Origin of the sequence: Arenibacter sp. S6351L, from assembly GCF_023016025.1 — a bacterium.
GTDB lineage: Bacteria > Bacteroidota > Bacteroidia > Flavobacteriales > Flavobacteriaceae > Arenibacter > Arenibacter algicola_B.
On sequence record NZ_JALKBB010000024.1, the window covers coordinates 47,630 to 71,906 of the forward strand.

Genomic DNA, 24,277 nt, shown 5'->3' on the forward strand with positions numbered 1-24,277 from the left:
AGCGTTGATAGTTGTCGTGAAATTAATACTTGTCCTTTTTGGACAAGGTACTTTTACTTTTACAAATATAATATAACAAGTTACGCATTTTCCTATTGTAGTCATTGTCAAGGCTATGATTTTGGCCTGGAGGCCCTAATTGCCATGTCTTTGGGTGTGGGTGGATTTTTTGATTAAGTAATAAGTTTTCAGTTTATAATGGCCCCAAACTAAACCTTTCATATTAATAAAAGTCCAATTTAAAATTAGTCACCATTTAATTAATGAAAATGCATTTAAAAAACCTCAAACTGCTTGTAGGAATCCATTTAATATTATCAATACTTTATAGTTGTAGTAATAAGTCAGCGGATGGCATAGACGACGAAATTATGAACACTCCAATTTTACCCTATGAAGCGGAAGGTTTGGTGAAAATTGAAAATGGTTCGGGCGGTTTAATTGCAAGTTTGGAAAGTGGGGATAGATTTGGTAGAGACCACGATAAAATTGGAGATGTTAATGGAGATGGTGTAATCGATATTGTAGTTGGTGCACGTTCAGACGATGATGGAGGCGTTGATGCAGGAGCCGTTTATATTTTATTTATGAATAGTGATGGAACTGTTCAAAACAATCAAAAAATATCGATGCTTGAAGGTGGTTTTAATGAAACCCTAAATGCAGGAAACTTTTTTGGTTATGGTGTTGCGGGTATAGGTGATTACGATGCAGACGGGATCCCTGATATTGCCGTCTCCTCTCCTGTACCACCAAATAATGCACTATATATTATTCATCTTAATGCTGATGGCACAGTTAAAGATTATGTAAAAAATCAGAACATAATCGCAAATGGTTTAACAGCTATTGGAGATATTAATGGAGATAATCGTATAGATTTAGTAGCCTGTAATCCTGGGTCTGATGATGGTGGAACACAAAGAGGTGCAATTGATATCTTATTTTTAAATACAGCATCACAAGTAATGTATGCAAATACGGTTACCATAAGTTCAACGCAAGGAGGTTTCGGAGTCGGACTTGAAGATGGCGACCAATTTGGAGGTAGGGAAGTGGCCATGCTTGGTGATATCGATAATGATGGAAATAAAGAATTGGCTGTAGGTGCTTTTATGTCCGACGGGGGTAAGGGAGCAATTTGGATACTTTCATTAAACGCATCAACTTTTAATGTAGAATCCAAAATTAAAATTGCCGAAGGTTTGAATGGGTTTACCGATGAACTTACTGATGAACTGAACCCTAATGGAACTTATGGCGCAAATTTTGGACACGCCATGTGTGCTTCAGTAGATATCGATGGAGATGGCATTATGGACTTGATCACAGGAGCGAATCAACAAAATGAAGGTTGGGCTTATGTACTGTATTTGAATGCGGACAAGACAGTTAAATCATTCTCAAGAATTAATAATACTGAGGGCGGTTTTAATTTAACTTTGGATTCAGAGGAACGATTTTCACGTTCAATCTCTTGTGTTGGAGATTTAAAGGGTGATGGTTCAGTTGCGATAAATTTTGGAGGTGGAGCTGGTGGTACAGGTACACTTTATACCCTGTTTTTTAGACCGCAGTAAAATAAATATTATTCTTTTTGATTAAAAAAAGATGTTTGTATTGGTTAAATTTTTGATCAGTTAAAAGATAACGGTCTCGAATAACCATTATTTGCCGGTTAATATGCAATAATTATTGGTTGGGACTGACGTTACCAATTCCGAGTTCCTAACTGCCTGAGTGTAGTTGAAGGAAAGTTTAATCGGCCGTTCCGAGTTAAGAGAACAGTGCAATAAATTGCGGTTATTCATTGTTGGTTTAAGGTTTCTCTTTATTTAGGTAGACATTGGGATTATATTTTTCCATATAGATTTCTGGTTTAGGTAGTTTTGTAAATCCGTATTTTACATAGAGCCATTCCGCTGTGCTTGTCTATAAAATCCAACGTCTTAAATCTTGCCCTAATAGACCTTAGGCATAAGAGGGTTCAGGGAAAGGTGAGGCAGTTATGAATTATTGCCATTCAAAGTTTGTCTTTCATATTTTGATTACTTGTCCAATTGTCGGAATGATACACTTGATATTTACCCCTTTGACTTTCAGCTTATTTTCAAATTCGCTAAAACTTTTACCAAGATTATGGATAGGGACAACAATTTTCGGATTAATCGTTATGGCTGTCTTTACTGCCTCGTCAATGTTCATAGTGAATTTACCGCCAATTGGAATAAATGCCACGTCAATGTCTTTCAATAATTCCATTTCTACTAAAAAGTCCGTGTCGCCCAAATGATAAAAGGATAATCCGTTAATTCTAAAAATATAGCCAACACCTTGTCCCTTTTTATGTTGTTTTATTGTTGAAGTTCCATGTTGGGTATTATAGGCATTCAAAACGGTTACGGAGATGCCGACATTAATTTGGAGGGTGCCATTTGGCTTCACAAGGTTGATTCTATCTCCAAGTTCCTTAAAACAACTTTTAGGGGCAAAAATTTTCGTATCCTGTTTTATCAGTCGGTCTACCGTTACTCTTTTGCAGTGGTCTTTGTGGTGATGAGTTATAAATATAAAATCCGCTTTCTCAAGTCCGTTCGGCATTCCGTCAATTGGGTCAGGCCATTTTGAGTACTCTGTTTTATCGGGATATTTTGAAAAATACGTCTTTAAATAGGCGGGGTCAAAATAGATTACTTTTTTGTTGATCCGCAATCGAATCCAGGAATTAGGAAACCAGGTTATATCAGTTTTAGTTGTTATTTCCATTCTGTTTTAATTACCAACAACATGTTCGTTTATGGCTATTTGCCTTGGCAATAACTAAGTTAGCAAAAGAAAACGAATCTGCGGAAAACCCTTCCTGTTACGCTTTTGGGAGTGGAGGATTTTCCAAGAAGGCGAAAAAAAAGCAACCCGTCCACCGGCCTTAATAACAAAATTGTGCAGGTAACGATTAGGGTGGGGGCGGGTTAGTTATACACAGTGTTTTCATATCGTTTTTTCAATTTATTCTATTTTACAGGATAATCAAATAAAAACAAACCTAATATACTTATATTGTTCATTAAAATAAATACCTATGCCCATTTACATGGATCGTCATGATGTATCTAAAGAAGTAACTGCTGAAAGTGTTGCACGGTTACATTTGGAAGACCTAAAGGTTCAACATAAGTACAATTGCCGAGGATTAACATATTGGTTTGATAATAAACGAAAAACCGCATTCTGTTTAGTGGAAGCTCCCAATGCAGAATCTGTAAACAAAATGCACAATCATGCACACGGTGAGTTATCTCATTCAATTATTGAGGTAGATGCAAGTCTTGTTGAATCGTTTCTTGGAAGAATGGAAGATCCTGATGTTAAGCCTGGGGCAGAACTGAACGTCATTGGCGAATCCGCATTTCGTTTTTTACTATCTGTTCGAATACAAATCGGGCGGTTAAACAATAATCTAGATAGTGGTTTAGCATCGTCCATAAGTGACTATACGCATAAGATCATCAAAGTGGTCAAGGCTATGCAAGGAACACTTGTACGGCAAGATAGCCGCAACCTACTAATCTCATTAACAACTGTCCAACATGCTGTTCATTGTGGTTTAGCACTTCAAGAGAAATTGGGAAAGGTATATCCTCAACTCAGTTTGAGTATAGGTTTGGATGCTGGACAACCTGTGGAGGGCAACAAATCTATATTTGAAGATACCATACAGACCTCAAGGAGGTTATGTGAAATGGGAAGAGGATTTTCTGTTTCACCTATGGTTCAGGAAATGTATAAGAACGAGCAATCGGATACCGATCTCAATTCAATACAAATGGTCAAGATTAGTGCCGTTGAGATGGTTTTCTTTAATAAGCTCTTTGATTTTCTGGAGTCCAATTTTTCACGCTCTGAATTGAGAATTGATGCATTTGCCTCCAGCCTTGGATACAGTAGGTCTCAAGCTTATAGAAATAGTTTGGGTTTGTTAGGACTTTCACCAAACGCATACTTGAATAAGTATAGGTTGGAAAAATCATTGGATAAACTGAATAGTGGGATGAACACCGTATCCGAAACGGGTTTTTTATGTGGCTTTTCCAGCTCCTCCTATTTTTCAAAGTGTTTTCGCAAAATGTATGGAATATCTCCCAAAGAATACATGACCGCCTTTCACTCATAAAAACCAGCACTGGCAAAATGCTATTTTGGTCAAAATTTACATTCTTTTGGATTAATAGCACTAGTATGGCTTTAAGGTAAAAGATACTTTTGGTGTTATTGAAATTATTAAATAAATCCAAAATTATGTCAGAGTCATTATTTGAACGATTAGGTGCAGAAAAAGGTATTGTAAAAATTGTAGATGATGTGGTTGAGGCACACATGAACAATCCAGTAATTTCCGCCCGGTTTACTCCCTATTTAGAGCAGCCAGAAAATTTGGCAAAGATTAAAACGCATACTGTCAATTTCTTTACAACAGGAAGTGGTGGACCGCAGGTTTATACCGGTAGGGATATGGAAACAACCCACAGGGGAATGAACATAAGTGCTGCAGAATATATGGAAACGATGGATGATATTTTCATGGTACTTGATAAACATGGAAAAAATGCCCAAACTAAAAAAGATGTACTTGAAATCCTTTGGTCATTAAAAGCCATGATAATAGGTAGGTAAATCTTTAGCTGCAGATAATTAAAGCTATAAAGGTAATCACCTTTAGGCCTTTCCCATTTTTATAAAATGCATGCCAACGGTCCCGGTTGTGAAACGTAGTGCAGAAAACAGGCAGTTTCGTTTTGGATAAACACAAGCCCAATTATTAGATTTCACTAAGAATCTTTTTTTCTCAATTAGCCAAATTTAAAAAATTTGATGACCTCTCAAAAATTATCGAACCTTAGTGTTGGCAATGGCTAGTACTATGTTTTATACAGGTTGTTGGGCATATTTTTATATCGCGTTTGTTGCCTTTTTATTTTACCAAGTCAAATGATATTTTGATTCCTTCTATAATCATATTTGTTCCGATAATTGCAATTATCAATCCCATTAATTTACCAATTACAGAAATTACATTTTCTCCTATTTTTTTAGCAATTAAATCGCTTAAGCTAAAGGTTATGTAGGTTAACAAACACATAATTCCGAAAACAAGTATTACTAAAGCTATGTGTACATATGAGGCATGGGAAACAAAATTCATTGCCGTAACAATAGTTCCTGGGCCAGCTAATATCGGAATCGCTAAAGGCGAGACTGCTATGTTTTCATCAATGTTGACTTTCTCTAAGTGTTTAACGTTTGATTTTTTTGATTGTAACATTTCAAAACCTACAAAGAATATTAAAATACCTCCAGTTATTTTAAATGCAGGTATTGTTATTCCGAATAATTCAAAGATAAATTTCCCTAAAATGACAAATACGGAAACAATAATGAAAGCAATTATTACTGCTTTTAAGTTTATTCTTTGTTTTGTTTTTTTATCTGCTCCTTCAACCAATGTTATGAATATTGGCATATTTGAAATAGGATTCATAATTGCAAAAAAGCCAGTAAAAACAGTAATTGAAAACGTTATTATATTATCCATTTATTTCTTTTCCGTCTTTTTATAAATCCACTCTACTGTAAAGCAAAATACAATAATTGCCAGTGCAATAATAACACCAATAGCATTTGAAGTGTATTGTTGATTAATTAAGATTACTGAGGCAATGATACATAAAACAAAACCTAACAATGGAATTATCCTATTACTATCTGTTTCCTTGGATAATCGATATCCAACAAGATTGACTACACCAAAAATGAGTAAAAAGCCAACACTTCCTGCGGTTGATATGCTTTCTAATTGAAGTATGTTTACTAAAATTAATGTAGCTACTGCTGTAACCATTAATCCTATGGGTTTATTCCAAAGTTTTGCTAAAAAGTGATGTGGTAGTTCATCGTCCTCAGCAATTTCATAATTTACTTTACTGCCTCCATAAAGAGATGCGTTAATTGCGGAAAAAGTTGAAATTAAGGCAGCAATTGTAATTATAGAAAAACCAATTTTCCCTAACATAGGTTTTGCCGCTTCTGCCAAAACATAGTCTTGCGCAGTGGCAATTTCCCCAAAAGGAAGTGATCCTACAGTTACCAAAGCAATAATGATATATAGCACAATTACGAAAATTACAGAATAGTAATACGCTCTTGGAATATTCTTTTCAGGATTAACTATATCAGGTGCTGCGTTTGCAATTAGTTCAAATCCTTCGTAGGCAACGAAAATAACCATTCCGCCAGCAAATAACTTGATTGGTGCTTCCCAATTTGTGACTGCAAGTTGAGCTATATTTGGATTACCAATTAGACCATAGGCACCAATAAAAACAAAGGAAATTAGAATCACCAATTTAATAATTACTGCGTAAGATTCTATTTTGCCAACAACAGCAATACTATAATAATTAATAGCGGTAGCTAAAACAATAATTGCACTTGCATAAATGTGTGAATCAATTATTTTGTCGTGCATTAATTCTAATAAGTTTGGGGCATAAGACCCAAATGCCGAAGCATAAAGTGAAAGCATAATAATATAGCTTATCCACAACAGATTATTAATTCCGCCACTAAAGATAGTTTTTCCGAAACCTTGATTGATGAATTTAACGGTTCCGCCTCTGTCAGGATACTTTTTTGATAGCTTTATATAACTGTAAGAAGTAATCAATGCTAAAATACCAGCGAATAAAAAGGCTATTGGTGTTCCGCCTTTGGCCAGTGATACAGCAAGCCCAAGGACTGCAAAAATTCCACCACCGACCATTCCTCCAATTCCGATTGAAATAGCTTCTATTAAACCTATTTTTTTATTCATATTATAGGGTTTTTCAAATTGTGGCCATCGATCTTGATAAAATGCGTCTTACCTATTGACAGTTACTTTATTAAATGGATTTTCGTACCAAATTACTCCTAAACCTTGACTCTCCGCTCCATAGTTTTCCTCACAAGTGAGAACATCCAAGTCACCATCGCCATCTAAATCCAGTAGTTCGATCCTATCAAATTTAATACCCTTTGGGCCACTGAGTTTATGCCAATCCCACATAGGATCACTTGGATTATCCCTATACGATATCCAATATATTCCTGATTTATTAGGATTCTTCAATGTATTTGTGGTGTGCACAAGATCAAGCTTTCCATCCCCATCAATATCTCCAACTTTGACTGCCTTTGCTCTTCCTGTGATTTTTGGAATATCAATATGATAACTCTTCCATTTTAAACCATTTTTGTTCAACCGCTTCATATAAACAATCTTTTGGTTGGTATATTCCGTAACAATGGCATCTTCAAGTCCGTCTCCGTCAATATCGGCCATGTCCATGAACATAACTTCTAAATCCTTACCTCCAATAAAATGATCATGCCACTCTTGTTTTTGATTTTCGATTTTGCCAGGATTCTCCAACCATCGAACCCCATTGGTTACACCAGGTTTGCGATCGGAGGTAACTACATCCATATCCCCGTCATTATCCATATCTCTTATAAGAATGGACATAGTCCATGTTGCGGAACCAATCGGATACCATTTCCAGTCAGAAAGATTTCTAGTATTTTTTGGTGCTTGAAACCAACCGATTTTTGCTGCTTTGTTTTTAGAACCAACCACTAAATCAGTTCCATTTTTTCCATCTATTTGAGCAGGGATTGCAAACATCCATTGCATGAGACCATCAGACGCAGGGAGAGTCTGGGTATTCCATTTTGAGGAATCCAGATAGTCATGAGGATTAGTAGGAGCCCAGCTGAAATAAATTTTTCTATTTCCCCCTTCTGTGCTACTGACCACATCAGTTCTTCCATCATTGTCAAGGTCAACAAAAACGGCATCTTCAACATCAGGAGTCTTACCTACAATAACTGATGGCCATTTTTCCTTTACCAAATTGTATCCTGGATGAACATAAACCTTAGTATAACCACCTTCTTCCCAGCCAGTAGTAATATCCATCAAGTTATCATTATTTACGTCGGCTAATCGTACTCCGTCAGCCCCGCTCAATGTAGAATCAATCACATGCCTATCCCAAATGTTGTTTTGTGCCTGTAGAGACAAAGTGGTAAAAGTTGCTAAAAACAAGAAAAGAAAAAGCCTGCCCATATTTTCATATAAATATTAAATTCGTTACTACATATGTTCGCTATGGCACATAGTTTACACAAGTTTAAGTTTAGCCTTTATTAGCCATGTTTTGTGCACTGTATTATGGCAAGTTATATTGCTAAATCCTTTGATGTCGCTAATGCAATAACTCTACCACTGGTACCTACGGCATTGTAAAAGTGGTAAACAACGCCATTCCATTTTATTACCCAGGGTTTATGGGCATACTTTTTATCATAATCTTCTGAAGAAGCTAACAAGTCTTCTCCTCCCCAATCTGTCCAATTTATTAAATCGTAAGAGCAGGCAAACCTTTCAAAAGCTCCAGGTTTCCAGAATGCTCCAAAATAGAACATTACGTAAATATCACCGATTTTTGCAATCTGTGCATCGCCACAAATGCCTTTTCCTCTTGTAATAACAGGATTTTCTCCATATCGTTTCCAGGTATGCATGTCATCAGATACAGCCATGGCAATACTTTCATAATTAGCAGTATCTCCCTTGGCGTTATAATACATAACAAAGGGATGCCCTGTGTGCTTGTTACTATCACGAATGACCAAACTTTTGTAGATAGTTTTATCATCAAACCAACGAGCATCTTCATTTTCAGGCGACAAAAGAGGAGAATTATTCGTATTCCATTCCTCAGCTTCTGTTATTGTGGTGGAATTTGCCAAGCCAATTTTTAATGTGCCTGATTCGTATCCGGCTGTATTTCCACCCAAGTAGGTCATCCAGTATTTATCTTGATATTTCTCTACGGTATAATCACCACCCCAATCGGTTTTAACAAGTGATACGTAGCCAGCTTTTTGGTTGGCATCCCATGTGTTTTCTGTAAACGACAATATTTTTCCTTTCGATTTCCAATTTAGCAAATCGTCACTTTCCGATAACCAAGTTTCATATCCTTGACCATCAAAAACAATATAAGTCATATACCAGATATCGTTTTTCCGAAAGATGGTTGGACTGTCAACCATTTTTGTGGTATCAGGATGTTTAACAACAACACCATATTTATAAGGAGTTTTAATCTCATTGAAAATTTTTTCCATTTCTTCCTGAGGTACCACCTTGTTTAATGAGTTGCCTTTCTGATGACAACCGACTAACGATATTGCAGCTATTGCTACCAGTAATAAAATATTCTTCATTCTAAATATATTTATTTCTCCTTATGTTGATTTACCATAACGGTTAACTAAGCGTAGGGTAGGGGTACTGCACGGTACCTGCCCAACTTTGTTATACAGGCGGGAAGGTTACTTATAGGCATTGTTGTAGCCAGTTATTTAATTCCAAATTTCATTGGATTCTGTTAAAATGATCGGATAGTTATCGGTTACTAGTATGGTCTGTTCGTGTTGGGTTACATATCCACCTTTGTTTCCTACTAAAGTCCAACCATCATTCAATTCTACAGCAACAGTGGAGTGTGTTGAAATAAAAGTCTCTATTGCTACAGTTGTATTTTTCTTAAATCGTTCTCTGTTACTTCTTACCCTATAGTTCAAAATATTTTCAGGCTCTTCGTGTAAACTTCCACCAACTCCGTGACCAGCCAAATTTTTTATGACTTTAAATCCAGATTTTTTAGCTTCTGTTTCTATTAAATATCCAATTTCAGAAATTTTTACTCCGCCTTTGATATTGTTTATTGCTTTGCGTAAAATGTTTTTAGAAGCATCTACAAGTGGTTGGTAATGATGAATGTCTTTTCCAAGTACAAAAGAACCTCCATTATCAGACCAAAAACCATTTAGTTCTGCGGATACATCAATATTAATTAAATCTCCTTCTTTCAATATTTTTTTCTCTGATGGTATTCCGTGAGCGGCTTCTTTATTAACACTTATACAAGAGTAACCAGGAAATCCATAAGTTTCGTAAGGTGCAGATTTAGCTCCATAACTTTTTAAAATATTAGCTCCGTATTCATCAAGTTCTTTGGTTGACATTCCTACTTTAGCGTATTCTCTCATTAATTTTAGTGTAGTTCCTACAACTTCACTAATTTTTTTCATTCCGATTAATTCTGATTCTTTTGTTATGGACATATTATTTTTTTTATTTAACTACATTAGTTATATCTGCGTATTTAGCTTGGAACTTTTATCATATGCGCTGCCAAATTTTAACGTCTTATTTTAATTACCTACCAGCTGGGCCTAGATGGCCTGCCAGTATGAACAATTTACATATTATTCTCGTCCGGCTCGTTTACAATGGTTCCATTTAGTCTTAAATTATTAATATCAGGTATTAACTTCATTGAGATCCATAGTGTCTTGGTTAATATAGATTAATTCACCGGCTTCAATCAACTTTTTTGAAATTAAGGCTACAATATGGCTGTCGTTGACCAAAGAGCTAACCACATTACTGGGAATTTTACTTTCCTTGATCAATTGATCCAGCGTTCCATCCAACAGGATGTCGCTCTTTTCTGCTTGTGATTTTAATTTTTTCAGTTTCTTCAGGTGCAGGGTTGGCTCAGTGCTTTTTTGTAATAAATATAATTCTCTAAGGATTTTGGAAATTTTCTGTCTCAATAGATCATATTCATACTGGATACGAATATCTTCAGAAAAAAGATATACGTTCATGTTTTTTCTTATTTCTTCTAAGGCCTTGATGGCCTCCACAATGTTTCTGCTGGCCAATTTAATTTGTGCAAATTGTTTGGTCAATTCCGGAGAAACGGAAGAGCGGGATTGCGCCAAGGTGGTAAACTCAATGATTTTGCTGTAAATGGTCTTTATCTTACGCAGGTACAACTCTTCAATGTTCACTTCAATCTCCTTTCTCGATTTTTTTATAACCTCCTTAATTTTCTCTTCTCCAAAAAGATCGGTCCGGTGAATATTCATACCATGGGGTATTATAGTGAAAGCGGCTTTCTCAAATAAACGCTTGGTTTCATTACGCAGAGCAAGCAATGCAGTTTGAGGATAAGCCAACGCATTTTCATCCAAAAACTGAGGTTGTTCTATGATATCTTCTTCATCGGTAGACTTGAATACCCTGTGCAAAATATTGATCAATGGGTTGATCAATGGTATCATTATGATGACTCCTAGGACATTGAATATACTATGAAATACGGACAGTTTAAAAGTGTAATTGGATTGGGCTATACCCACCCACTCAGAAATTATATCTACCAGTTGCCCCAAATAGCCAATAAATACCAATGCAATCAATCCGGTTACGATATTGAATATAAAGTGTGCACCCGCAAGCCTTTTCCCGGAAGTATTGGAACCGAGAGAACCAATTATAGCAGTTATAGTAGTGCCCACGTTTGCTCCAATAGACAGTGCCAATGAGTTGGTATAGGTAATCTGACCGACAGCCAATGCTGTAAGTATAAGGGCCATGGTGGCGCTACTTGATTGCAATATCATGGTTATCAACACCCCAATAAAAGTATATATTAGTAGGCCCATTACTCCAGGAATGGCAAAGTCGGCAAGGTTGATATTGTCCTTATAGACATCAAAACCATTTTTCATGAAATAGATTCCCATGAAGAAAAATCCGAGACCGGCCAAGATCTGGCCAATTCCTTTTAGTTTTTTGGGTTTTTGCAATACCAAGACAATCCCGAATGCCAGCATAGGCATAGCAAGACCAGCAATATCTATTTTTAGGCCCAACGTAGATACCAGCCAGGTTGTTGCTGTTGTTCCAATATTTGAACCAAAAATTATCCCAATTCCAGCCCTAAGTTCAATAAGACCGGCACTAATAAAAGAAATGAGAATTACAGAAATCAATGAACTGGATTGCAGGATTGCAGTACTCAAAAATCCCAAGCCTATACTCTTGTACAACTTATCGGTAGATTTTTTGAGTAGGGCCTGAAGGGGACCAGAAACAAAGGAGTGAAACCCTTCTTCCAACATGATCATACCAAAGAGTAAGATTGCTATACCTGCTGCAATCTCTTTTACTGTCGGGTTCATAAACAGTAACATCCCCAACAAAATTAGACTACTGATTAATAATATTTTTTTCAATTTGCCTTTTTTTGAGTTTTGCTTTGATTAATAATTTAAAAATAGGAAATAATTTCAGCCTACATCTTTTATAACATCATTTATGCAATTATATGCTTCCCGAGAAAGGTCCGGCTTAAATGTGGATTACGGAATTTATGTTATTGTTTTTAGGATAAGCACAGACATTAGCTATTCAGAACAGCCCGACAAAGTTATTCTAGCGGGCTGGATTATCTGTGTCCGTCCAGAGCAAAGTTGAAAGGTTGTAAAATCTGCCGTTCCGAGCGAAGCGAACAATGCAACAAATTGTGGCTATACATAGTAAAGTGCTGTAGCGCATTTACCATTCTCTAATTTTACCTTGATGCCAAAAGTTACCGCTTTTAGGACTCTTGTTTAGTAAGTCCTTAATGTCGTTGGCAACTTCCTTGGGTTCTCTAGAAGCATCACTTCCGCCCATATCCGTTTTAGTCCATCCCGGGTCTAAAGACGAAACAATCACATTTTGATTTTCAAGTCTTTTTGCCAGCAGTTTTGTGTACATATTCAAGGCAGACTTCGACATTTTATAGTGAGGTTGAAATTCATCAAAGTTCTTTTCACTGAACGAACCCCAATCTGAAGTAATATTAATTATTTGTCCGTTTTTATTAAAATTTGGAATCAACTTTTCGGTCAACTCAATTGTTCCAAATAAATTCACATTAAAGGTTTGTCTTAAATATTCGAGGTTTATGGCAGATTCATTCCATTTTTCCAACAAAATTCCGGCATTATTAATAAGAAAGTCAATTTTTCTGTTGCCAATAATATTTATGAATTTTTCTATTGACTTACTTTCGGCAAGATTTAATGTATAGCATTCAAAATTCGATTTTAAAATGGAGCAACTTCCTGAAGTTGAAGTTCCAATGACTTTTATATTATTATCGGTCAGTAGGTCGACTGTTGCAAATCCAATTCCTCTACTGCATCCAGTTATTATGCCAGTTTTCATCTTCGATTAGTATTTTTTAGATGCAAGTAAACAAAGCAACCTGCTCTGCCCAAATCGTTATAGGCGGGTTAATTTTATACGGTGTTGTAGGTAGTGCTTTTTTCGTCACTTGCTCAATTTTAGAATCCGAAACGCTCCTTGTATGACCAAAATAAAAACGATTGTACCAATAAGCAAATCAGGTTTACTAGAGCTCAACCAATTCACCAAAATTCCTGCAATAATTACTCCCAAATTTATAATCACGTCATTTGAGGTGAAAATCATACTCGCTTTCATATGTGCCTCTTCTTTGCTTTTTGACTTTTGTAAAATGTAAAGACAAATTCCGTTTGCTATAAGTGCAAAAATGGAAACTATTATCATTGTCGAAAAATCGGGAAGTTTTTCGTCTCCGAAAAATCGCCTTAAAACTTCTACAAACCCAATAATCGCAAGTGTTATTTGAAAATACCCAGCAAGTTTGGCAATCCGTTTTTTCTTTGTTATTGTTCCGCCAACAGCAAACAAACTAATTCCGTACACAAAACTGTCGGCTAGCATATCCAAGCTGTCGGCAACCAACCCCATGGATTTTGAGATTATTCCAGTTGTCATTTCGATTAGGAAAAAGGCAAAATTTATTCCGAGTACTGTCCAAAGTAATTTTTTCTGGTTTGCATTTTCTTTAAATTCTGTTTGGTCTGTTTGTTCGGTCGAGATTTTCTTTCCGCCTAAATTTAGTTCGAGAACTGACTTTTCTATTTGGTCAATTTGTCCGCTGTGAAAAACGGTCAATTTTCGGTTCGGAATATCAAAGTCCAAACTCGAAATACTTGAAATTCCGTCCAATTTCATTCGGATTAAATTTTCCTCAGAAGGACAGTCCATTTTAGTAATTTCAAATACTGTTTTATTCACTTGGTTTCTGGGTTTTAAGGGATTACTTACAACGATGGTGTAAAAAATGGTAGACCGGAAAATGGGCGACGACCATTGGGTTGAACACAAGACGAATTTTAAAATTTAGGGACTTTTCAAATGCACCCGAACCTTTCGGTTTTGTTATAATTGCCTTATTGTTTATATGCGTTGTACTATACCGTTTTCTTTTCTTTCCAATCGTTTTTTAAATATTTCAAAGCATCTTCTAAAGCCACTTTTGAAGGTTTAGGATTAAAATCTAATTCTTCTCTGGACTTACTAATGTCATAATCTTGCTTTAAATCATAAAACATATCTAAGTAATGCCTCTGTAATTGAGGTTCTTTTCCAGTAAACTTACTGCTAAATTCCATTAAACCCGCAACAGAGTATAACAAACATTTTGGCACTTTTTTAGGCGTTTTTAATTTTAGTTCAGGATATAAATCGGATGCCATTTTTACACTTTCTTGCAATGTAGTATGCTTCTCGTTGGATAAAATATATCTTTCACCATCTCTGCCTTTTGTCATTGCGTTATACGTTCCTGAAGCTACATCTTTTACATCTACCCAATTTAAAGTTACATTGGTGTCTACAGGTATTTCTCCATTTAAAACTTGTAATACAAGATTGTTGGAATAGCTTAATTTATAAGCTTTGGAACCGATCATTGCAGAAGGCAAAACAATAACCGTTCTGATTCCATATTTTTCCCCCAATTCCAATGCTAGCTTATCGGAATCATTTTTAGAATTATAATACCAATTTCTTCGGTCTTTATTGTATCCATTGTCTACCTTGGCTGGTAACTTCGTGAAATCCAAACTGGCTACTGAACTTACATAAACGATGTTCTTAATGCCGTATTCTTTTGCAATATCAAACACATTTTGAGTTCCTTGCATATTATTATCATAAATTTCAGTTTTGGGGTTTTTGGCCCACATACTGAAATTTGCAGCAACTGCATATAGGTGTGTAGCTCCCTGAAACGCTTTTCTTAGAGATTTTCTATCGGTAATATCAGCTTGTACAACTTCACAATCCAACCCTTTAAATGGCTCTACATTACTGATATTTCTAACAGTTGTTCGTACTTTCTGATTTTCAGAAAGCAATAGTCGAACTAAGTTGTTACCTAAATGTCCGTTTCCTCCTGTTACTAATGAAATTTCTTTGCTCATAATTCTTACATTTTGTCTGAGCAAATTTCGGGACCTTATATGGGGTTGGAAATAACATTTGTTAGATAACGATTTGTTTTCGAATACGACTTAGAGATTGGGGTTCCATTCCTAAAAAAGAAGCGATATTGTCGATAGATACATTTAAAGCCAATTTTGGATATTGATTTACAAATTTCAGATAGCGTTCTTTTGCAGTTAAAATTTGAAAATCTTTAACACGTTCTAATTTGCAACTTAAATGTTCATTGGTTACTTCTTTGACAATTATTGCCCAGAATTTTGTTTCCTTATGCAAAATATCAAAATCAGGTTTTGATATTTTTACAAGATTACAATCCGTAATCGTTTCGTAATAGTCTAAGGAAGGTGTTTCGCTCATAAAACTATCTAAAGATGTGAAAAAATCGTATTCCCCTACAAGGTGCTGTACTACAATCTTTCCATCAACATTTTGATATCCCTTTACAAATCCAGTATCTAAGAAATAAATATATCGCTCTACGTTTCCAGCTTTTAAAAGTTTGGTTTGAGCTGGAATTTCTTCTGAAACGCAATGTTTTTTAATTAAATTAATCTCGTGTTGAGTTAAAGTAATTCTTGATTGTATATAATTAATTAGATTTTCCATTGTTGATTTTTATTGGTTTAGAACGCCTGGGCTCTGATTAGTGCGGTGTAGAAATATGACGGATTCCCAGCCGCGCGCTAAGCTAAGCATTTGGTTTTGATTTGTTTTTTGTTTTGTCCAAAGCTAAAATTGAATATTTCGCTGTCACGTAATTTTCAATTTAGTCACTTTATAAATATACACAGACCTTTCCGTTTAAACCTAAAGTTCGCATTACGTTTAGGTTGTTTTGTTCTGTCGTTATCCTTTTTCTAATCGATTTTTTAATGTTTCAATCAGTTCAATGGCTAGTTGCTGAGTTTTCCCCTCTAGTTTATGCGTTTTAAGAGCCTTTTCAAATGCATTAAGAAAGTCATACCAACCATCAGTCAATCCATTTACATAGGATTGAGCTTTTCGAAGTTCGTCAATAAGAGTTTGTTTTCCATCAGCCTTTAGATCGGAACAGAGTATGTCAAATTTCTTCCAGTAGTCTTGCATTGTTCATTCTCCTTTTACTGATTAACAGATTCTATCTTCTTGGAAAGTTCACAGAATTTAGTAAAATGACTGTCAATTAATTCAAACAATTCTGGCTCAATATCCACGTAGTTAAAATGACTAATGGCATAGTCATAAAACTTCCCATTAGTAAGAGCATTCATTTCTGCCATTCGTATAATCTTAGGGTCAAGTGTTTTAAATTTCCCATATTTATCTAGTTGATTTGTGAGATTTTGAAGCAACGTTATAAGTTCTTTAAGGGATTCACTTCGGAATCTAAGATAGTCATCCACTTTCTTAAAAGTTGAATTAACAGGTATCCGGATGTTTGGTATGTTATTGGAATATTCTGTTAGTTTAAATAAATAGCTTTTGGCTAATGAGTTATATTGACTTATTACTTTATCCATCTATTTGAGTTCGCGAATGCACCACAACGTGTTTGTGTATGGTTAGTTGCGTGTTTAATTAACTAATTTAGCAAACAAATCACGGATAGAAAATTTCAGTGGAATTTTCGTAAGTCGGCAGTGATCTAGCAATCAATTATACATTGTTGGCTGTAGTTATTATTTATCCGTTCCAAATTCAAGTTGTCGCTTGTATTCTTTTTCATCAAAATAGCCTTTTGATTTTTGGATTAATCCATCATCATTTAATGTCCATTCTTCAAATCCACTAATTTTAACTTTCTTACCAGTTCCATTTGGTACGTCATTTGTTCCAGTCAGTATCCAATAGAATCGTGTTTTGTCAGATTTAGTGACTAGACTATCCATTGAAACAATCATATCGGGAAAAGCGTCCATAAATCCTTTAGCAACATTTGTAATGGCATTTCTACCAACGGCAGGTTCTCCGTCATTCACTTGTAATGAACCGTCTTCAGCATAAAACATAGCAACAAATTCAGGTCGGTTACTACCCCAGACTTGTGCATAGTTGCGTGCATAGAGATTTAAGTCGAATTCTCTTTCTTCTTCGGGAATCCGGTGAGCGGTCCATGAAATACTTAACAGTTTCCATTGGTCGCTGTCTTTCATCATTATAACATGATTGACCTCATTGCTACTGGCAACACCGAATTTTGAAATGACGGTAGGCATTATTACTGAGGCCAATTGATCTTCGGTTATATTTATCTTATACGAATTGACGGATTCTAAAATAGGCTTTGGATCTTTCATATCCCGGATGGTTTGCAAATACGAGTCAATAGTCATCTCTTTATGCTGCCATTGTCCATCCTTCGGATACGTATATGCGATAATGGCCTGGTCGAAACTCAGGTCATCCAATTCTTGAGCATCCCGGTTTCCAACTGCAGCCAAGATCCTTTCCAGTATGGCTTTTATTTCTTTTTCAGATTGACTTGATGTGCTTTCTATTTGGTCTGAAGTAGTGTTTTCAGAACGTTCTTCTGTGCTTTGTTTAGATTGACAACTCACAATCAGCAAGAAAACTATAATGGAAAATAAAATTTGATTTCTCGTAATATTGTTCATTTTTCGATTGGTTTAATTGTTGCCAACGGTTCGTGGATATTAAATGTTGCATCCCTTAGGGTGCTATGATCTCATATACTTTGTTGTAAGTAGTATTTATTCATTCAATTGATTCACAAATGCATGAAGCAAGTTTACGTATATACGCTGACCTTTCTTGAAACTCTCAATACGCATATATTCATTGTCAGCATGAAAATTTTCATCACTCCTTTGGAAGCCTACGGAAACTAAATTTGGGCCACCACCATCGGGAATAGAGGACAGGGCCGGCACGGTACCTCCAATATAGAGTATGATCGGGGGGGTCCCGAAAAAGTCTGTTAATACTTGTTTGCCTATTCTAAAGCCCAAATCACTTTCATCGAAAACGGGTGCAGTGCCCATCACACTTTCTTTGAAATCCACTTTTAATCCCCATGGGAGACTATCTTTGACGTGTTTTTTAAGCATTTCCAATACTTCTTTAGGATCATGGTCGGGCCCCGTCCTTGCCAACATTCTGAACCAAGCAGTGTGAGGTATAATAGAGGCCTTACCTTGAATATAACCAGCTTTAAACCCTGTAATGTCTACTGAGGTACGAATCCAAGGACGCTCATAAAAGGAGTATTCTCTCTCTCCGATCCATTGGTCGATGCCAAATTTCTTTAAATCCTTAGCTTGTTGATCTTGGTCTACGACAGCAGCAATTTCCTTTCGTTCTTTTTCAGAATATTGCCTTAGGCCATCATAAAATCCTTTAATAGCTATTATACCATCATTATTCCAAAGGGAAGCAATTACTTTAGAAGCAGCTAAAGCAGCATTCGGTGCAACACCTCCATAGATGCCTGAGTGCAAATCGGTATTTGCTGATGTAATAGTGACTTCAAGGTCTGCGGCTCCTCGTAGTCCTTTCCACATCATTCCTTGGTTGTCATTATTCATCATGGCATCTACACTAACTCCAAAATCAATGTCACTTAGCCATTCTTGATTTGAAGCTAACCATATTGGTAAATGTGGACTCCCCATTTCTTCGCCACCATCCAATAGTAACTTGATGTTGACAGGAAGCTTGCCATCCACCTTTATCAATCCTTCTATGGCACTAATTAAAGCAATAATAGGCCCTTTGTCATCGGTGGCTCCTCTTCCATAAAGCCTTTCATCTCTTATTTGTGCACTAAATGGGTCGCTTTTCCAACGTTCTTCATTGACAGGTTGCACATCAAAATGCCCATAAAAAAGGATGGTAGGTTGCCTTTTGTTCCGTGTATAGGAGGCAGTAACTACTGGCAATTCATTGGTGAAAAACACTTCTGTGTTATCCATACCAATGGTATGGAGCATGTCTTTAAGTAAGTCTGCAGCTTTTTTGAGTTCTGGCCTGTTTTCTGGTTTCATCGACATGGTCGGGATGGCAATCAGTTCAACTAAATCATTGATATGCCTTTTATGATTTTCTACAAAAAAACTATCATATTCCTTTAGTTGCTTTGGCGTCGCCTTATTTAGGACCAAGGAGTTATTCCGGACTTGACTTTGAGCGATAGAATCATGATGATAGCTAAAGAAAACTAACAGGGTGAAATAGTAGATTACATTCTTTTTCATCATTAATTATATTATTTACAACGGTCTCGGCTAAGAGTAGTTGCGTGGTTTAACCCTTAATTTTGCACGTACACCCCAAGTTGGAAATTCCGCAGGAATCTCCAAAATAGACGAGGACAACCAATTACCTATGGTCATTCTTATACCCAGTTATTTATGCTTAAGTGCTGGGATTATTCTGTCTTGTAAAACTCTATAAGTTGACTTTTCAGGTTCATCATTTATATTCCAACCATTAAAGACAATTATTAAATTATGTTCTGGTGCTATCATTAAATACTGACCTCCATATCCGTTCGCGGAATAAATATTGGTTTTGCCATTATCCGTATATTCAGGAATCCACCATTGATACCCATATCCCGTAACACTTCGCCATTGAGGTTTTACGTCTTTAAGTAAAGGGCTTGTGGATGTTGTGACCCAACTTTCAGATACAATCTGCTTACCGTTCCATTTCCCTTTGTTCAAAAACAATGAACCAATTTTAGCCAAGTCTTCTGCCTTAAGATATAAACCTCCTTCTGTATCAATTTCTCCATAAGGCGTTTCTTTCCAATAGTAATCTGTAATGCCGAGTGGCTCAAATAATTTTTCTTCTGCCCAATGATCAATTCGTTTGCCCGTAATGGTTCTAATGATTTTACCTAAAAGAACAGTTCCTCCACCATTATATACGAATTTTGTTCCTGGTATGGTATCCATAGGCTTGCTCAATACATATTCTATCCAGTTGTCGCTTGATTCCAGCCTAAAACAGTCATTTGTAGTATCATTATGATCGGTTTCTTCATTCCATTGTAATCCACTTCTCATAGTCAATAAATCTTCAATAGATATATTTTGCTTTCGTTTATCTAAAAAGTTAGTATCATAATCAGTCAAAAAAGGCATTGCTTTGTTGCTAACATTATAATCCCCATTCAAATCCAACGCAATACCTAAAAGGATTGAGGTGATACTTTTGGTGACAGACTGAAGGGTGTGCAATTCAGTTTGCTTGTAGTATGGATGCCAATCCGTATTATTGAAATTGTATTGATGATTGGTTGTGTCATATTTTTGAACTATGGTTTCATAGTCCTGTTCATATTTGTAATCCGCTAATAACTCTTCATTTTGTATGACTATAAAGCGGTCAATTAATCCATAGTCTCCATCATTTATTTCTGAATTAATAGAATCAATCACGGCGGAAAGGGCATTTTGGGAAGTTACCCTTTGAGTCCCTTTAATAGACTCTTTATTTTTTGAGTTACAACCCAATAACGTTACTATAATTAAAATTGAAAATGTTAGGGTTATGATTTTAACTATAGCTGTTCTCATTAATTATGTTCTAATTGGGTATAACGTTGATGTATAAGATTGGTTACAATGTTTAAGCACCTAATTTAGCAAATACAAACGAAATAGAAAATCCGTCCTGCCACGCTTTTGGGCGAGGGTGGATTTTCGTAAGTAGTTGAGAACCAGCCATTAATTATACGCGGTGTTGTACTGCGTTTATTTCATTTTTGATGTAAATATATTCTTAATTATATTTAATTCTTTTTTGTATTTCAAATCTGTTCTTGACGCAAAATATAAGGTGTTTTCCGTTTTTACTTTTCCTTCCCAAACTAAATTTATTTGGTTTCTTAAAATTTGTTCTTGACATAAAAAATCTGGAACTAATGCAAGTCCGTTTCCATTGTTTAAACATCTTATAATAGAAGTAATATTTGGTAAAATATAGTTTGGTTTGAAAGCAGGTTTCTTATTAAAATTCTCAAACCAAAAACGTCTAAAATGTTCCATTTCGTTTGATGAACTATACCAAACATTTTGAAGTAGTTCGTCTTCTAACTTACTTAAATTTTTTGATATAATGTGTTTTTGTATTTTAGTTACATTCGTTTTATTTCCTGCTATTAAAACGATTCTTTCTTTTGAAAAAGGAATATACTCAACTAATGATTTTTTTTCATTCTGTTTTTTAGGTGTTATTACTAAATCTAAAATACCATTGTTTAGGTCTTTTATTAAATCTGTATGTGCCCCAAATCTAGCTACTAGGTCAAAGTCTAGTTTTGGAATTTCGGGTTCAATAATTAGTTGAAACATTTCTGAACACATTCCAATGTTCAGAGATGGATTTTTTTCTTGAGTTGTTTTTTTAAAATGCTGTTCTGCTATTTCAAGTTTTTTTAAAGATTCAATAATATATTCATATAAAAATTTCCCATCCTCTGTTGGAATCATTTTTCTCGAAGTACGTTCAAATAATTTTTTGCCAACATAAGCTTCTAGTGCATTTAAGTGTACACTAACTCCAGGCTGGGACGCATATAAAGCAATAGAAGCTTTAGTCAAAGTTCCGTTTTCATATATTTCTTTAAATGTTCTGTACCATTCTAAATTTACCATAGTTATTAAAATATTGATACAAAGGTATGATTTGTATTATTTTTACAATAATAAATATAGCTTTAGTTTTGCCTCAAATAAATTAAGAGACAAATGAAAAATATATTTATAATTAATGGAAGTCATCCATTTGCACATTCTGGTGGAAGATTTAACGAAACACTTTTCACTAATACGATTTCATTTTTTGATAAGCTTGAAGAATTTGAAGTGAAATTTACTCAAGTAGGTGAAAATTATAACGTAAAAAAAGAAGTTGAAAAATTTAAGTGGGCAGATTTAGTGATCTATCATACTCCAATTTGGTGGTTTCAAATACCTTTTGGATTTAAAAAATATATAGATGAAGTTTTTACGGAAGGTCATCAAAATGGAATTTATGCAAGTGATGGAAGAAGTAGAAAAAATCCAAACATCAATTACGGGACCGGTGGTTTAATGCACGGAAAAAAATATATACTTACTACAAGTTGGAATGCACCTAAAACCGCATTTACTTTAGAAAATGAATTTTTTAATCAAAAAAGTGTAGATGAAGGTGCTATGTTTGGGTTTCACAGAATGAATGCTTTTACAGGAATGGAATTATTAGCAACACATCATTTTCACGATATGGAAAAAAATGCAGATGTTCCTTTTGAGTTGAATAATTACAGTGTTTTTTTAAATGATTTAATGATTAATTTGTAATTATCTGGTTTAGTTTCGAAAATGCAGTACAACGGTTGAGCTATGAACATTACGGGAGCAAACTAGCGTTTGCTTTCCGCCACGCACACAGCAAAATCTTTTACCTGCCCGTACCGAAAAGGTAACGGCCCGACTTTGTTATTCAGTCTGGCGTTCGGGCGGGTTTTCGCCTGCCACGCTTTTTAGCGTGGTTTTTTCTTTTTTTGTTCTAAAGCAAAATCCATAAGATTTAGCAACTTTATAAATATACACAAACCTTTCGATTAAGCACGAAGCTCTTATGGTTTATAGGTTGTGTTTCAGGTCGTTATTCTTTTTTGTCAAAAGGCAGACAATTGATGCCATATATAATTTCGCTATCTTTAATAAAAATATAAATGACAATAAACTCGAATGCCGGCTATCAAGCAATTCAAATATTAATTATTCTCTGCTTTACGTTTATCAGCTCACAAACCAGTGCCCAAGATAGTGAAGCAATAAGCATTAATCAACAGCTTGATGTGATACGCAACTATCCATTTGATATGCCGTTCGAGCGAAGTGATATTAATCTCCTTAATTGGCAGTATTGGCCTTATAGCCGTTATGCAAGTCATCACCCACGAGAGTTTATACCAATGGCTACCATCCACGCTGACCCTGAAGCAGCAGCACTTGAAGAAATAAAAAATGACCCATTCAATCTCATGGAGCTAGAAGTTTCTGTTGATACGGAAAAAGATGTTCCATTATCAGACCTTCTGCAGTCAATACAAATGAAAGGCTTTGCTGTGATGCATGAGGGGAAATTAGTTTTTGAAACCTACGATCAAGGCATGCAAAAACATGATATTCAAATTTTACAATCTAGTTCAAAAACGTTCACGGGTATGTTAATCCATAAGTTAGCAAGCGAGGGCCTATTAGATTTAGGCGCTAATGTGGACGAATATTTACCTGAATTGAATGCTGATGTTTTCAAAGGTTCTACGTTGCAAAATATGCTTGATATGGAAGTGGGGTTTCCTGACTTTGGTAGTTACCACAATGCAGATGATTTTGGCTTTATGAGTGAAGTTCATATGGGGCTGAAGCCAAAGGTGCTAGGTGTTGAACATCGTTCAACTTTGTTATTTATTCAACAGTTTCAAAAACCATCCTTCGCAGCTGGCAACAAATTTTCATATAATGATATGAATACTCAGGTGTTGGCTATGGTTGCTGAGCAGGTCACAGGTAAGCAATATGCTCAGTTGATAGAAGAAAACTTCTGGCGCCCCTTACAAGCCCGCTATGATGCAGCTGTTTCCATTGATGAAGACGGCAATGCAGGCGCTAGCTGGGGTATGGCAGTAACACTAAGGGATGCTGCTAGGTTTGGCCAAATGATGTTAAATAGAGGCAGTTTTAAAGGTAAGAGGGTAATCCCTGAGAGTTACTTTGAATCAACATTTGACCAACCACCTACAGAACCCTTATCGCCTTATTTCGTACTTGGACAACAAGAGGATTACAGAAATCAAGTATGGATGCTGCGAGACGATGGGTTGATGCATACGATAGGTTCATTTGGCCAGTTTATTTTTGCGGATTACAAGAACGAAATCGCCATAGTTTTCATGGCAAATTGGAAGGATAATGGTCACTTGGAAAGCAAAGAGCATTTGCTGCGAATTGTCCGTGCAGTAGGCAAACAAATTAATCGTTAACC

At 35.6% G+C, this 24,277-nt stretch carries 22 protein-coding genes; 5 read left to right on the plus strand and 17 right to left on the minus strand.

All coding sequences use genetic code 11. The features are described from left to right. Nucleotides 1-269: 269 nt before the first annotated feature. A complete protein-coding gene (locus MWU82_RS17550) occupies nucleotides 270-1,580 on the plus strand; it encodes an integrin alpha (protein ID WP_247097418.1) in 1,311 nt (436 codons plus the stop codon). A gap of 457 nt (nucleotides 1,581-2,037) precedes the next feature. Here the strand turns inward: MWU82_RS17550 and MWU82_RS17555 are convergent, their stop codons facing one another. After that, entirely contained in the window at nucleotides 2,038-2,766 is a 729-nt protein-coding gene (locus tag MWU82_RS17555) for an MBL fold metallo-hydrolase (protein ID WP_247097419.1), read from the minus strand. Nucleotides 2,767-3,079: 313 nt separating this feature from the next. Here MWU82_RS17555 and MWU82_RS17560 point away from each other — a divergent pair, with 313 nt between their 5' ends. Further along, complete coding sequence (locus MWU82_RS17560) at nucleotides 3,080-4,171, plus strand: nickel-binding protein (RefSeq protein WP_247097420.1); 1,092 nt, start codon at nucleotides 3,080-3,082, stop codon at nucleotides 4,169-4,171. Nucleotides 4,172-4,296: 125 nt separating this feature from the next. Beyond that, a complete protein-coding gene (locus MWU82_RS17565) occupies nucleotides 4,297-4,671 on the plus strand; it encodes a group 1 truncated hemoglobin (protein WP_215948928.1) in 375 nt (124 codons plus the stop codon). A gap of 298 nt (nucleotides 4,672-4,969) precedes the next feature. Here the strand turns inward: MWU82_RS17565 and MWU82_RS17570 are convergent, their stop codons facing one another. The 16 genes from MWU82_RS17570 to MWU82_RS17645 form a co-directional block, all read right to left on the minus strand. Further along, nucleotides 4,970-5,590 (minus strand): MarC family protein, encoded by a 621-nt coding sequence (locus MWU82_RS17570; RefSeq protein ID WP_215948929.1) that lies wholly within the window; start codon nucleotides 5,588-5,590, stop codon nucleotides 4,970-4,972. Continuing rightward, on the minus strand, nucleotides 5,591-6,868 hold the full coding sequence (locus MWU82_RS17575; RefSeq protein WP_247097421.1) for an APC family permease: 1,278 nt from the start codon (nucleotides 6,866-6,868) through the stop codon (nucleotides 5,591-5,593). It abuts the gene before it with no gap. Between the two features lie 48 nt (nucleotides 6,869-6,916). Further along, the gene (locus tag MWU82_RS17580) at nucleotides 6,917-8,164 is read right to left on the minus strand and encodes a VCBS repeat-containing protein (protein ID WP_247097422.1); all 1,248 of its coding nucleotides are present in this window, start codon (nucleotides 8,162-8,164) and stop codon (nucleotides 6,917-6,919) included. A gap of 113 nt (nucleotides 8,165-8,277) precedes the next feature. After that, nucleotides 8,278-9,330, minus strand: a complete 1,053-nt coding sequence (locus tag MWU82_RS17585; RefSeq protein ID WP_247097423.1) for a glycosylase — start codon at nucleotides 9,328-9,330, stop codon at nucleotides 8,278-8,280. 138 nt (nucleotides 9,331-9,468) lie between these two features. Then, nucleotides 9,469-10,233 carry a type I methionyl aminopeptidase gene (gene map, locus MWU82_RS17590; RefSeq protein WP_247097424.1) on the minus strand — a complete coding sequence of 255 codons (765 nt, stop codon included), beginning with the start codon at nucleotides 10,231-10,233 and terminating at the stop codon, nucleotides 9,469-9,471. Nucleotides 10,234-10,431: 198 nt separating this feature from the next. Continuing rightward, the gene (locus MWU82_RS17595; RefSeq protein ID WP_247097425.1) at nucleotides 10,432-12,198 is read right to left on the minus strand and encodes a Na/Pi symporter; all 1,767 of its coding nucleotides are present in this window, start codon (nucleotides 12,196-12,198) and stop codon (nucleotides 10,432-10,434) included. Nucleotides 12,199-12,520: 322 nt separating this feature from the next. Beyond that, nucleotides 12,521-13,177, minus strand: a complete 657-nt coding sequence (locus tag MWU82_RS17600) for an SDR family NAD(P)-dependent oxidoreductase (protein ID WP_247097426.1) — start codon at nucleotides 13,175-13,177, stop codon at nucleotides 12,521-12,523. Between the two features lie 105 nt (nucleotides 13,178-13,282). Next, nucleotides 13,283-14,077, minus strand: coding sequence for a cation transporter (locus MWU82_RS17605; protein ID WP_247097427.1), 795 nt, complete (start codon nucleotides 14,075-14,077; stop codon nucleotides 13,283-13,285). Between the two features lie 176 nt (nucleotides 14,078-14,253). Continuing rightward, complete coding sequence (locus MWU82_RS17610; RefSeq protein ID WP_247097428.1) at nucleotides 14,254-15,267, minus strand: NAD-dependent epimerase/dehydratase family protein; 1,014 nt, start codon at nucleotides 15,265-15,267, stop codon at nucleotides 14,254-14,256. Nucleotides 15,268-15,328: 61 nt separating this feature from the next. Continuing rightward, entirely contained in the window at nucleotides 15,329-15,898 is a 570-nt protein-coding gene (locus tag MWU82_RS17615) for a cyclic nucleotide-binding domain-containing protein (RefSeq protein ID WP_215948937.1), read from the minus strand. Between the two features lie 240 nt (nucleotides 15,899-16,138). Then, a complete protein-coding gene (locus tag MWU82_RS17620) occupies nucleotides 16,139-16,378 on the minus strand; it encodes a hypothetical protein (protein ID WP_247097429.1) in 240 nt (79 codons plus the stop codon). 14 nt (nucleotides 16,379-16,392) lie between these two features. Then, the gene (locus MWU82_RS17625) at nucleotides 16,393-16,791 is read right to left on the minus strand and encodes a hypothetical protein (protein ID WP_215948939.1); all 399 of its coding nucleotides are present in this window, start codon (nucleotides 16,789-16,791) and stop codon (nucleotides 16,393-16,395) included. Between the two features lie 159 nt (nucleotides 16,792-16,950). Further along, nucleotides 16,951-17,886, minus strand: coding sequence for an ester cyclase (locus MWU82_RS17630; RefSeq protein WP_215948940.1), 936 nt, complete (start codon nucleotides 17,884-17,886; stop codon nucleotides 16,951-16,953). 96 nt (nucleotides 17,887-17,982) lie between these two features. Further along, nucleotides 17,983-19,488 carry a M20/M25/M40 family metallo-hydrolase gene (locus MWU82_RS17635; protein WP_247097430.1) on the minus strand — a complete coding sequence of 502 codons (1,506 nt, stop codon included), beginning with the start codon at nucleotides 19,486-19,488 and terminating at the stop codon, nucleotides 17,983-17,985. A gap of 147 nt (nucleotides 19,489-19,635) precedes the next feature. Further along, on the minus strand, nucleotides 19,636-20,814 hold the full coding sequence (locus MWU82_RS17640; RefSeq protein WP_247097431.1) for a serine hydrolase: 1,179 nt from the start codon (nucleotides 20,812-20,814) through the stop codon (nucleotides 19,636-19,638). A gap of 177 nt (nucleotides 20,815-20,991) precedes the next feature. Beyond that, nucleotides 20,992-21,894: a LysR family transcriptional regulator gene (locus tag MWU82_RS17645; protein ID WP_247097432.1), complete on the minus strand. Its 903-nt coding sequence runs from the start codon at nucleotides 21,892-21,894 to the stop codon at nucleotides 20,992-20,994. A 93-nt stretch (nucleotides 21,895-21,987) separates the two neighbouring features. Here MWU82_RS17645 and MWU82_RS17650 point away from each other — a divergent pair, with 93 nt between their 5' ends. Both MWU82_RS17650 and MWU82_RS17655 read left to right on the plus strand, forming a co-directional pair. Further along, nucleotides 21,988-22,584 (plus strand): NAD(P)H-dependent oxidoreductase, encoded by a 597-nt coding sequence (locus tag MWU82_RS17650; RefSeq protein ID WP_247097433.1) that lies wholly within the window; start codon nucleotides 21,988-21,990, stop codon nucleotides 22,582-22,584. A 377-nt stretch (nucleotides 22,585-22,961) separates the two neighbouring features. Beyond that, complete coding sequence (locus tag MWU82_RS17655; RefSeq protein WP_247097434.1) at nucleotides 22,962-24,275, plus strand: serine hydrolase; 1,314 nt, start codon at nucleotides 22,962-22,964, stop codon at nucleotides 24,273-24,275. Nucleotides 24,276-24,277: the final 2 nt, after the last annotated feature.